Annotated in this window: 10 protein-coding genes; 7 read left to right on the forward strand and 3 right to left on the reverse strand. The window is 42.5% G+C overall.

Features of this window, described 5'->3' with window-relative positions:
- Positions 1-52: 52 nt before the first annotated feature.
- The 7 genes from JWG44_RS15975 (at position 53) to JWG44_RS16005 (ending at position 7,575) form a co-directional block, all read left to right on the forward strand.
- The gene (locus JWG44_RS15975) at positions 53-2,422 is read left to right on the forward strand and encodes a SpoIIE family protein phosphatase (protein WP_205276004.1); all 2,370 of its coding nucleotides are present in this window, start codon (positions 53-55) and stop codon (positions 2,420-2,422) included.
- 252 nt (positions 2,423-2,674) lie between these two features.
- A complete protein-coding gene (locus JWG44_RS15980) occupies positions 2,675-3,022 on the forward strand; it encodes an LIC14007 family protein (RefSeq protein WP_205276138.1) in 348 nt (115 codons plus the stop codon).
- 119 nt (positions 3,023-3,141) lie between these two features.
- Positions 3,142-3,612, forward strand: coding sequence for an FKBP-type peptidyl-prolyl cis-trans isomerase (locus JWG44_RS15985; protein WP_205276005.1), 471 nt, complete (start codon positions 3,142-3,144; stop codon positions 3,610-3,612).
- A 21-nt stretch (positions 3,613-3,633) separates the two neighbouring features.
- Positions 3,634-5,637 carry an ATP-dependent helicase gene (locus JWG44_RS15990; protein ID WP_205276006.1) on the forward strand — a complete coding sequence of 668 codons (2,004 nt, stop codon included), beginning with the start codon at positions 3,634-3,636 and terminating at the stop codon, positions 5,635-5,637.
- A 3-nt stretch (positions 5,638-5,640) separates the two neighbouring features.
- Entirely contained in the window at positions 5,641-6,381 is a 741-nt protein-coding gene (locus JWG44_RS15995; protein WP_205276007.1) for a SprT-like domain-containing protein, read from the forward strand.
- A 77-nt stretch (positions 6,382-6,458) separates the two neighbouring features.
- Positions 6,459-6,656 carry a hypothetical protein gene (locus JWG44_RS16000; protein ID WP_118968568.1) on the forward strand — a complete coding sequence of 66 codons (198 nt, stop codon included), beginning with the start codon at positions 6,459-6,461 and terminating at the stop codon, positions 6,654-6,656.
- 1 nt (position 6,657) lies between these two features.
- Entirely contained in the window at positions 6,658-7,575 is a 918-nt protein-coding gene (locus JWG44_RS16005; RefSeq protein ID WP_205276008.1) for a ketopantoate reductase family protein, read from the forward strand.
- On the opposite strand, the gene JWG44_RS16010 is transcribed toward JWG44_RS16005, so the two are convergent.
- From JWG44_RS16010 to pbpC, 3 genes are read right to left on the reverse strand one after another with little or no spacing between them, the layout of a single operon-like run.
- Positions 7,567-8,763, reverse strand: a complete 1,197-nt coding sequence (locus JWG44_RS16010) for a VWA containing CoxE family protein (protein ID WP_205276009.1) — start codon at positions 8,761-8,763, stop codon at positions 7,567-7,569. The genes JWG44_RS16005 and JWG44_RS16010 overlap by 9 nt on opposite strands.
- 2 nt (positions 8,764-8,765) lie before the next feature.
- Positions 8,766-9,563 carry an AAA family ATPase gene (locus JWG44_RS16015; RefSeq protein ID WP_205276010.1) on the reverse strand — a complete coding sequence of 266 codons (798 nt, stop codon included), beginning with the start codon at positions 9,561-9,563 and terminating at the stop codon, positions 8,766-8,768.
- A gap of 60 nt (positions 9,564-9,623) precedes the next feature.
- The gene (pbpC, locus tag JWG44_RS16020; protein ID WP_205276011.1) at positions 9,624-11,705 is read right to left on the reverse strand and encodes a penicillin-binding protein 1C; all 2,082 of its coding nucleotides are present in this window, start codon (positions 11,703-11,705) and stop codon (positions 9,624-9,626) included.
- Between the last annotated feature and the right edge of the window lie 3 nt (positions 11,706-11,708).

The raw sequence follows: 11,708 nt of genomic DNA on the forward strand, positions 1-11,708 counted from the left end.
ACGTTCTCCTTCGAACACATCCAAGAACCGTATGTGTTAGGAGGAGAATCTATTGTTTTCAAAATTCAGCCCCATTCTTATCATACTTTCCGTTCTTTCCTGTGAACCGGAGCTCAAACCCGCAACAACTCACGATCCCATTCTCGATCTATCGGGAAACTGGGAGATCGAAACCATCCACGGCGATATACCCGAACGTTCATCCCGGAAATACAATCCTAAGAAAACGGTTTTGATTCCTTCGAACCTTATAAAATCATTAGAATCGCCAAAGGGAAGCATTTTACTTCGAAAGAGAATTTTCAAAACCGAAAAACAAGTATTTCAAAACCTTTGTTTAGGAAAGATTTCGGATCAAGCCCATGTATTTTTCAACGGAACTGAACTCAAGGAAGCGCTTTTTTCTTCGTATCAAAACTCGACCCCGCAGGGTTACGACCGAACTCGGATCTACGCGATTCCACAGGAACTCGTCAGAGATTTTAATACGATCGAAGTGTGGATCAAACCCTATTTCGATTACGAGTTCGGAATTCTTTCGGGCCCGATTTTCATCGGATCTTCAATCGCCGTTTGGAAAGAATACTGTATCTCCGAGATAGGAGGACTTCTATTGTTTTCCTCCTTTCTTATGATCGGAGGATTTTTTCTATTTCTTTCTTTTCGGGAAAAAAAGAAAAATGAGAATTTTTACTTCGGACTTTTTCTCGCGACGTTTTCGGTTTATCAAATTTCCCTAAGCCAATTCAAATATCTGACCGGTTTAGAAATTATATACTTAAAGAAATTAGAATATTCCTTTTTAGTATTTTTATTTCCTCTTTTTTGTCGATTTCTCGCTTCCTTTCTAAAAAAACCGATCAGTCCAGTTCAAAACATTTTGGAAATCGTATCCTTTGTTTTGTGTATATCATTTTGGTTTTTGCGGACAGTCTCCGTTCTGGATTGGAGCAACCGTTACCTTCATCAATGGCTCTGGCTCGGTTATATAGGGCTTTCGCTTAGATTGATTCTTCCCCATCTCAAAAAACAAAAGGAATCTAGAAAAATCCTCTTTGGAATTCTGTTTCTGATTGGCTGCGTTAGCGTAGACATCCTTTCGGAAAGAGGAAATTTTTCGATGATACGTCTTTCCGGTTTTGGAGTCAGCGGTTTTCTATTCTTTCTCACTTTGATTCTCGCTGAAAAATTCGTCGGAATGAAAGAAAAACTCAAAACTTGGAACCTGGTCTTAGAAGAGGCGATTCGCAAACGAACAAAGGAACTCACTCAGAGTCTACAGGAAATTCGAACTCTAAAAGAACAACAAGACGGGGATTATTTTCTCATCACCCTTCTCTTTCAGCCTTTTCTTTCCAAGGACATACGGACCGATTTTGCCGAGATCGAAGTTTATAGAAAACAGTACAAACAATTTCAATTTAAGAATCGAAACTATGAAATCGGTGGCGACGTCGTACTCAACGAAACGGTCTTTATTTCCGGAGTCGAATATCAGGTTTTGATCAACGCGGACGCGATGGGAAAATCTCTTCAAGGAGCCAGCGGCGCTTTGGTTTTTTGTTCCATCGTGAAAAGTTTTTTGCAAACCCCGGATTACGAATACCGCAGTCCGGAAAACTGGCTCTTTCTTCTCTACAAAAACCTGCAGACTGTTTTTGAATGTTTTGACGGAAGTATGCTCGTCTCCTCCATTCTTTCCTTATATAGACAGGAAACGGGAGATCTTTTTTATCTAAATTGCGAACACCCTCCCATCCTACTCGTTCGAAATCAAACCGCAAATTATCTCCCGGAAGAATCCATCCTCCGCAAGATAGGGTTTCCGGACCTGGATCTCCCGATTCGGATCCAACACTTCAAAGTTTTGCCGGAAGATACGATTTTATACGGCTCGGATGGACGGGAGGATTTGTATCTATCCGTCGATTCCGATCCGACTCAAAGACAGAAAGTCTCTTCTCCGGAACTCTTTTTGAAAACCGTCCAAAACCCGATTTCGAATCTGGAAGTATTGGAGAAAAGAATCCGAAACCTCGGAGAACTTTCCGATGACTTAAGCCTTCTCAAAATCCAAAGATCCTCTCAGGCGTTCGATCCTGATCTTCTGGCAAAAAGCAATTCGTATGAAAGAATGGGAAAAGATTTGGTTCAAAAGGGTGAATTCAGGAAGGCCCTGTCTTTTTTCGCCAAAGCCTCGGTTCAAAACCCCGCAAATCTTCACCTCTCGAAAACGACTCTTCTCTTAGCCAAAAAAACACAGAATTTCAAACTGATCCGTCTTTTCTCGGAGAAACTTCTCCTTCGTACGGAAGGTCTATTTCTAAGAATGTCTGGACAGGTCAATTCTCAGCGTATTGCTGACTTTTCAGGGAGGAAAAGAGCCGATCTTGGAGGCAAAGAAAGAAAAAAAGCATCATAATGGATTCTTCAAAGAATTTATTGTTGAAATTGTTTCAATTTAATACTATAAGTCATAATTAATTCATTCTTTGGAAAAGAATCGAGCACTTCTCTCAAGAATGAAATCAGGTGAATCAGTCTCCAAATCTCCTATTCACTGGATTGCCGTCTAAAGCCAGCTCGCTTGCTGGGGTAGAATCCAATTCCTATTTTGTAAAATGGGAATTCGGATTCCTCCCCGGAATTTTATCTCTTGGGTGTACTTATGAATATGAAAATTTATTCCGGCGCTTTTACTTCCCCCAAGGTGGAAGAACCTCCTTTGTTCGTAACCAAAAACGGACTCAAGAAAAAAATCATGGTTCAAGAACCGCAAAAGGTTTTGGAAAAGTCCATTGCTTACAGCTTAGAAAAAAACGTACTTTTGATTTCCTATACTCTTCTTCTGGATCATACGGGAGATACTCGAGTTGCGGAAAATAGCTATCTACGATTTTCCGAAAGATTCAGAGAAACCTTTACACAAGATTCCTGGTTCTTTTTATCCAATCGAATCGAAACCTTTCTCAAAGAATACGAACAGTCCAAATTGGATTTTCAGTATGAATCGGAATTCTAAATAAAATTCTGATTGAGTTAAACCGCGCTCAAATTACCCTGAAAAGTACTTAGATTCCGGTATTTTTCTGAACCCCGATTCCTGCCAGAATTTTGAATTTATCCATTTTGGAGCTATCCATGAAAACTAGAGTGATTACTTTCCATTACACCCTTCATGACACAGAAGGCAATCTGATCGATTCTTCCGAGGGCAAGGCGCCCCTTTCCTATATGGAGGGAGTTGGTCATATCATTTCTGGTCTGGAAGAGGAAATGAAAAAGATGTCAGCGGGGGAGAAAAAAAGAATCAATGTAGAAGCTGAAAACGCATACGGTTTGAAAGATCCGGACTTAATCTTTGACGTTCCGAGATCCCAGTTTCCTCCGAACGAAGACCTGCAAGTCGGGATGATGTTTCAAACGGACGAACCTGACAAAGTTTTTACCATTACCGAACTCCAAGACGAATCCGTCATCGTCGACGGAAATCATCCTCTCGCGGGAATCAGTCTTGTGTTCGACGTCGAACTTACGGAGATTAGAGAAGCTACCGAAGAAGAAGTTTCTCATGGACACGTTCACGGAGAAGGTGGACATCACCACCACTAAGAGATCGCTCTCCACCATTTCATGTCCTGGAAGGAAGACCTAAATTCAGCTCAATTAGAAGCTGTCCTCACCCAGGACGGACCGGTGCTTGTCTTGGCGGGAGCCGGAACCGGCAAAACAAAAACGATCATCAGCCGGCTCGCAGAACTTGTTTCTTCCGGAACCCCGGCCTCTTCCATCTTACTTCTTACATTTACACGCAAAGCATCGAGGGAAATGATTCTCAGGGCTTCGTCCTTGGGTGACGCGCGCTGCGGCGAAGTCCAGGGCGGGACCTTTCATTCTTTTTGCAGTTCCGTTTTGAGAAGATTTGCCCCCGTCCTCGGATTCTCCTCCGATTTTACGATTTTGGACGAATCGGATTCCTTGGATGTGTTTCAGTTTTTGAGAAACGAAAGGGACTTTGGAAAAACGAAAACCCGTTTTCCCTCCAACGAAACCCTTTTCGGTATCCACAGTGAAATTCAAAATACGGGGAAAATTCTCGCGGATATATTAGAAAAGGATTATCCTTCTTTCTTACAAAGATCCAAAGACATCGTACAAATATTCGAAGATTATAAGGTTTATAAAAAAGAACGTGCGCTTTTGGATTACGACGACTTACTTTTTTTCACACGCGATCTTCTCGCCAACCATTCCGGGGTACGTTCCGCACTTTCCGAGAAGTATCGTTATGTTATGGTCGACGAGTTTCAGGATACTAACAAAATCCAAGCTCATATAGCCTGCCTACTGGCGGCGGAACACAGCAATCTTATGGTCGTCGGAGACGACGCTCAGTGTATTTATACATTCCGCGGAGCCACCGTTCGGGGAATATTGGATTTCCCCCAAATTTTTGAAAATACAAAGACCGTCTTTTTAGAAAAAAATTACAGAAGCACTCCAGCGATTTTGAATCTTGCAAACGCGGTTCTTCAGAATTTCTCCGAAAAATACGAAAAATTTCTTTTTACGGACAACGAAAACGGACCGCTTCCATCCGTGCTCCAATTTACCGACGAACTCGAAGAAGCCGAAGGAATCGCCGAAATTCTTTTGCAAAAAAAAGAAGAAGGAATCCCTTTTCATAAAATGAGCGTGCTTTTTCGAGCTGGGTGGAATTCAAATCAACTCGAGCTCGTATTAGCAAAACGAAATATACCCTTTGTGAAATTCGGCGGAAGAAAATTTATCGAAACCGCGCATATCAAAGACTTACTTTCCTTTTTAAAACTTTTGATCAATCCACTCGATTCTGTCTCCTGGATTCGAGTTTTAAAATTGATTCCGGGAATTGGCACTGCAAAATCGAACGACATTTTGGAGAAAGTCCGCAGATCTTCCGGAAAGATGGATGCATTGAACGAGGAAACAAGTCCGAGTATTCAAAAATATCTGACTCCTCTATTTCATCTCTATCAAAAACACACGGAATCCAAGGCCGAAGTCAAAACGATCACTTCCGATTTTATCGATTACTATAGAGTTCTTTTGGAAAAAAATTACGACGATTCGAAACGTAGATCGGAAGACTTGGATTCGGTGCTCGGATTTTCTTTGAAATATTTTTCTTTATCCGATTTTCTCTCGGATCTAACGATGGATCACACTTCTTTGAGTTTGGAAAAAATCAATCCCGACAACGCGGAAACCGATCTTCTCAATCTTTCCACAGTCCATTCGGCAAAAGGTTTGGAGTTTGATCTCGTCTTTGTTCTAAACGCGACCGAAGGTTCCTTTCCTTCGAGTCGAAATACGGACACAGAAGAAGAAAGAAGACTCTTTTACGTAGCGATCACACGCGCAAGAAAGGAACTCTATCTCACAAGACCATCTTTGGCACAATCTAGATCAGGACCTTATTACACAAAGTTATCCCGTTTTCTGACCGAAATTCCTTTGCCGGAAAAGGTTTTCGAACTCAAACTTGTTTCATCAAAATCGGCTCCCAAATCGGAACTCGGTGCGAGCGCCGGCTCCGCCGGCGGAAAACCCGCTTCCGAATCCTTTTCCAGAATTCAGGACTATTTCGGAAACTGATCGATGATTTTAGCCTTTGAAAAACAGAAAACGAAAATCGCTTCGGATAAAATCCAAACGTTTCTCGAAGATAAAGTTTTTGAATTTCTGAATACTCGGGGTGGAAGAATTCTACAAGGAAAAAAGGTTCGTTATAAATTTTATCCCTATGCGAACTTGGGGAGTGCGATCCGAATTTCCTCCGGCGTTTTGGAATTTAAGATCCATTCTTCTTATTTGGAATCGGATTCCCTGGAAGCGGTCATAGAATTGCTTCTTTACAAACTTCTCAAACTCCCGATTCCAAAATCGATCGAAGAAAAAATTCAGAGCTTCTACGAACTTCATTCCAAACAAAAATCGGAAAAAAACAAACGTAAAAAAAGAATCGAATCCTCCGATTCTAAAAATGCGATTCTCAAGGATATACTTTCTAGAATCAACGAAACGTATCTCGGAATCGACCTTTCGGACATAGAAATTTATTGGGGCAAAGGAAGTTCAAAAACCAGACTGGGACATTTTGACCCCTCTCACAAAATGATCGTCATCAACCCGATTCTGGGAAAAGAGGTAGTTCCCACTTTTGTTTTGGAATACATCGTCTTTCACGAGCTTTTACACGTTTACATTCCAGCGACGAGAAAGAATGGAAAAAATGTGATCCACGGAAAAGAATTTCGCTCCTTGGAAAAAAAATATCCGGACTATCTTCGGGCCAATCAGTGGCTAAAGTCCAAATACCACCAATCCATAAATCTCTAATTTTTGAAAATTGAATGTTTACAAGCTTAGAATCCGTTTTAAACTTTGGTCCTTATCTTGGCTTGTGGGAGAATAGAATGCATCCAAAAGTATTTGAGACGCTTTATGTCCGTAAAAATTATATCGACGAAGAGCTTCGAAGCCATTTGAAGGAGATGCAGGGTTTGAACTATAGGTCCTTAAACGAATACGATCGAGGTGTTTACGACGGATACGTTCAGGCGATCACCGAAATTCTTAAAAAAATAGAAAAGAAATTTTTGCAGGCGGGTTGATTTGTTTCGAATTTTAGTATTAGGCTCCGGCGCAATCGCCGGGCTCTACGCGGGAAAACTCAAACAAGCGGGTTGTAGTGTCGATTTTTGGGTTCGAAAAAACGCGTTTGAACTCGAAGAAAGAGGATTCCAAATTCAGAGTCACTGGGGCGACTTCGAATACCAACCGAATCTTGTTTTTGAAGAAGTTCCTAAAAATTTAGAGGAGTATGATCTCATTCTAAACTGTTTGAAATCTTTGCCGGATATTCGTCTGGAAACGATTTTAGGAATTCGGATTCCCGAAAACGTCCCAATCTTACTCTTGCAAAATGGAATCGGAATCGAGGAACCGATCACCGAACTTTATCCGTCCAATGAGATTCTGAGCGGGCTTGCCTTCGTCTGCGCCAATCGTCTGGACAACGGTAAAATCCACCACCTCGACTACGGCGATCTTACGATCGGCTCTTGGAATCGGAGTTCTTCTTCCGTTTTGGAAAGGGTCGTCCAATTTTTTGAAACCGCAGGAGTTCCCACACAGAGTACGGATACAATCCGCCAAGCACGATGGAAAAAACTGATGTGGAACGCGCCTTTCAATCCTATCAGCGTTCTTTCCGGCGGTAAAAACACCTCTCAAATTCTTGCGGAATCTTCGAGTCGTTCCCTGGTGATCGAAATCATGAAGGAAGTCCAGAGACTTTCCGAGTTGGACGGTGCGCCGGTTCCCCTGGAACAAATCGAGATCTTTTTAGAAATGACTGAATCCATGAAACCGTACAAGACAAGTATGTTATTGGATTTTGAAAACGGAAGACCGATGGAGATCGACGCGATTCTCGGAAACGCGCTAAAAATCGGCGAGAAGTTTCATTTCAGAACTCCCCATATCGAAACACTCTACGCGCTCCTCAAACTCAAAAGTCACTCAAAGTGAGTTCAAAAGTTTTTTGATTCCTTTTTCCAATCCGTCGAGAGAAAGAAAATACATGGGAATTTGTTTTCCGATCTCTTGAATCGTAGGCGCTTCCCAGTATTTTTTCGGTTCCGGGTTCAACCAGATCGAATCCCTAAAATGTCTTCGAATTCGTTTTAAAGAATCGAGTCCCGATTCGGGATTCTCCGGAAGTCGAAAGTCCATTCGAAACCGACTGTGATAGTAACCGTATGTAGAATCCAAGAGTTCATACGGAGCCATATAAGCGTCGCCGATGAGAATCAATTTTGTATCGTCGCTGTGTTTTTTAAAAACCCTTTGCAGAGAAAGTGGAGTTCGCATGTTTGCCTTCGGATAAACGGCGTCGTAAATGATATTATGAAAGTAATAGTAATGAAATTCCTTGAAATGATTGATTTGATGACTCGCGGAAAAAAGTTTATTCACCCGTTCCGCATGAGTTGTCATACTTCCTCCCGTGTCCATCAAAAGTAAAACCTTAAGGCCGTTCTTACGGGAACGTTCAAACTCTAGATGAATATCTCCGGCGTTTCTACAAGTGGAATCGATAGTCTTAGGAAGATGAAATTCAGAAACCCCTTCTTTTCGAAAATTCCTGAGTTTTTTGAGGGCCGTCTTAATCTGACGGACGTCGAGCTGTTCGTCGGTTCTGTATTCTTTATAACGTCTTTCTAATGCTTGGAAAACAGCGGAACGATTCCCCCCTTCTCCTCCGACTCTCACACCCTCCGGGTTGGAGCCGCTGTGTCCAAACGGGGAAGAACCTCCGGTTCCCACCCATTTGTTCCCGCCGTGATGCTCTCCTTTTTGTTCTTCGAGCCGTTTTTTTAATTCTTCCAGAAGCCGATCGGGAGGGATCAAGGAGGCCGGGGGCGGACCATTGGGGTTTTCAAAAATCCGATTTAACCAATCCAAAAGTTCCTGTTTGAATTCGGGACGCAACGCGCCCTTTTCCCCGAAAATCTCCGAAAAGACAAGATCAAAGGCGTCGAAGTATTTGACGTCCTTTACCATACAGGTTCTTGAAAAACGATAGAGTTCGTCCAAGTTGATCCAGGCCTTTTGATTCGTAGTATAGTAATCTACCACTTTCAAAAAATCCAAAAACTCTCCCGTAGTAACGGGAATTCCTTCGGCCTTGAGTCTGTAAAAAAAAGGAATGAACATTCTTAATTCCTAAATAACTTCAGATCCTCTTCGTTTTTGATAAGAGCTCCTAAGAATGGAATTCGAACTTCGTCCTTTAAAGCTGCTCCTTGGTGAACCAAAATTTGAATCCAATCCAGAAGTTCGCTCGTGCCGGGTTTTTTCTTTAAGTCGTCCATTCTTCGGATTAGATAGAACATCTCAAGAGCTTTGATCAAAAGAGTATGCCCCACGCCCGGATAATGGGAAAGAATAATTTTTTTCATAAATTCGGGATCCGGAAATTCTATATAATGAAAAATGCATCTTCTTAGGAATGCCGCCGGAAGTTCCTTTTCGTTATTGGAAGTTATGATCGTAAGAGGACGTTGTTTCGCCTGAACCCGTTTTTGGATTTCAGGAATAAAAAACTCCATCCGGTCCAATTCCAAAAGGAGGTCGTTCGGAAATTCTATGTCGGCCTTGTCGATCTCGTCGATCAATACGATGGATTTTTGATCGGAGTCAAAGGCCTCGCCTAAGGATCCCAGGCGTATGTAGTTTTCGATATTTTTTACTTTTTCGGAGTCTTCGGCAAAACGGGAATCGTTCAAACGGGAAACCGCATCGTAAAAATACAAACCTTCTTTGGCCTGTGTGATCGATTTGATATGCCAGGTATGGATCGGTAGTTTTCTCTGATTCGCTAAGTATTCCGCGAGAAGCGATTTTCCGGTTCCGGGTTCTCCCTTTAAAAGTAAGGGACGGAAAGTGATTTCCGCCATCAGGATCGCTTCTTCCAAAGAAGGAGAAAGTAAGTAAGTGTCAATCAATGGATTCATAAAAATGTATGGATTGATTCTAACGTGAAGGCCGTGCCCGGCAAGAGAAAAACCTTCTTTTTATCTGACTTCAAAAACTACGCTGTCGATAATTCTTCCGTCACGACCTCGCAGCGAAAGAATGTGAAATCCTTTCTCCGGTTTCCAAAACGTTTCCTTCTCGTGCGATTCCTTTAGATTCTTTCCATCCAAGATCCACTGAAATCCGTTTTCAAAAATGGAAGCTGCGAAACGAAGTTTTTGTCTTCCTTCGGGAATATCAGGATCCAGGGCAAAGATCGTTTCGTTTCCGGGAATAAGGATTTTAGGAATCGGTTGAGAATCGAAGACGGTTCTCAGCGGAGTTTCGTTTTGAGTCTCCATAGGAGGTTTCCAGTTTTCTCCTTCTCTTTCCTGCAAAAGATGGATGACCGCGTTCCAAATCGGCGCCGCCCCCGTCACACCGCTTACATCCCACATCGGACTTCCGTCCATATTCCCAACCCAAACTCCGACTGTAAATTTTTTAGAATACCCGATACACCAGTTGTCTCTCATATCCTGCGAGGTTCCCGTTTTGACGGCCGTAAAAAAACGAGTGCTTAGATGATTGTTTAAACCGAAGGAAAGTGAACGATATTCCCGGTTGGAAAGAATTTCGCCTAACGCGTCAGATGTTTCTTTGGAATAAATTTTCTTCCAAAAATTGCCTTCTTCGAAATTTTCTTGAACGGTTTGTTTCACAACGGAAGGGACCAAACTCGGCTCGGAATACATCCCTCCGTTTGCAAGAGTTCGGTAGGCATTGGTCAATTCCAAAAGTGTTACGTCGGCGGTCCCGAGCGCAAGAGAACCACCGTAAAAATCGGAGCGTTCCATGTTTTGAATTCCGAGTTCCTGCAATCTTTGTACGAATGTAGAAACTCCTACAAGATCCAAAACGTGAATCGCGGGAATATTCAGAGAAGAAGCCAGCGCAAACTTCGCCTCAACTTTTCCATGATATGTATCGCTGTAGTTGGAAGGCCGATAGATTCCTGAGACCGCGTTCCATTCCGAAGGACTGTCTTCCAAGATCGAATTCGGTTTTAACAATTTTTTTTCGAATGCGAGCGCGTATAAAAACGGTTTGAGCGTGGAGCCCGCTTGTCTTCTGGATTGAATCGCGTCCACATAGAAAGTGCGGCTTTCCGGAAGATTGCCGACGTAGGCAAGGATCGCCCCCGATGTGTTATCCAAAACCACAACGCCGGTTTCGGCGACGTTCTGTTTTTTAAGTCCGTCTAAAATATTTTTTGCGAGTTCTGTAACCTTCCATTGAAGATCAAAGTCGATGGTAGTTTTTTGTTTTCCGTTTTTTTCTAAAAATCCTAAATTCTCTCGAAAGAATTTTTGAGCCGCATGATACGCGATGCCGCCCGTCGATGGAAGTCCCGTCGGTTTTGAAACGGCAGCTTGAGCCGACTTTTCAAAAGAAGAACAAAGAGATTCTTTCTGAATTTTTTTCGCGAGAATACAACTCCGTTTCGCCAAAACTTCAGCCCCCGCTCCCGGAAACGGAAGCATAGAGACAAGAAGGATCGACTCGGTTTCGCTTAACGCGGAAGGTTCTTTGTGAAAAATTCCACGACTCGCCGAACGAAGTCCTCTGAGTTCTCCTCGAAACTGAGCGAGGTTTAGATACGCCGTAAGAATTTCATTCTTCTTCCAGGATTTTTCCAACTCTCTGGCAAATTGAATCTGATTCCATTTATCAAAAAAACCCCTTCTTCCCGGTTTTGTTTTTAGAAAAATTCCGGAAAGCTGCATGGAAATCGTACTCGCGCCCCGTTTGGAATTTCCGACGACACGATCTCGAACCGCTCCCAGAATCGCGATCGTGTCCACTCCGGAGTGTTCGAAAAAACGTTTATCTTCTTGGAGCAACAAGGCTAAAAACAGAGTTTCCGGAATTTCCCCTTCTTCCACCCAGGCGAGTTTTCTTTCCTTTGTATCAAAACGAATCGACTGCAAAAATCTTCCGTGAACGTCCAAAAGAGTCCCATCCGAGGATCGATAGGAATTCCGGACCGACTTATAGGTCGGAATCTCTTCCGCAAAAGATACATTCGAATAAAAGAATATACTGATAAACAAAAAAATCAGCATATTCTTTCCAATCATTAT

The organism is Leptospira ainazelensis, from assembly GCF_016918785.1.
Taxonomy (GTDB): domain Bacteria; phylum Spirochaetota; class Leptospiria; order Leptospirales; family Leptospiraceae; genus Leptospira; species Leptospira ainazelensis.

Excerpts from the sequence above, each read along its gene's own strand:
- JWG44_RS15980 (WP_205276138.1), top strand. The coding sequence starts at position 2,675 with ATGAAAATTTATTCCGGCGCTTTTACTTCCCCCAAGGTGGAAGAACCT.
- JWG44_RS15985 (WP_205276005.1), top strand. The coding sequence starts at position 3,142 with ATGAAAACTAGAGTGATTACTTTCCATTACACCCTTCATGACACAGAA.
- JWG44_RS15990 (WP_205276006.1), top strand. The coding sequence starts at position 3,634 with ATGTCCTGGAAGGAAGACCTAAATTCAGCTCAATTAGAAGCTGTCCTC.
- JWG44_RS15995 (WP_205276007.1), top strand. The coding sequence starts at position 5,641 with ATGATTTTAGCCTTTGAAAAACAGAAAACGAAAATCGCTTCGGATAAA.
- JWG44_RS16000 (WP_118968568.1), top strand. The coding sequence starts at position 6,459 with ATGCATCCAAAAGTATTTGAGACGCTTTATGTCCGTAAAAATTATATC.
- JWG44_RS16010 (WP_205276009.1), bottom strand. The coding sequence starts at position 8,763 with ATGTTCATTCCTTTTTTTTACAGACTCAAGGCCGAAGGAATTCCCGTT.
- JWG44_RS16015 (WP_205276010.1), bottom strand. The coding sequence starts at position 9,563 with ATGAATCCATTGATTGACACTTACTTACTTTCTCCTTCTTTGGAAGAA.
- pbpC (WP_205276011.1), bottom strand. The coding sequence starts at position 11,705 with ATGATTGGAAAGAATATGCTGATTTTTTTGTTTATCAGTATATTCTTT.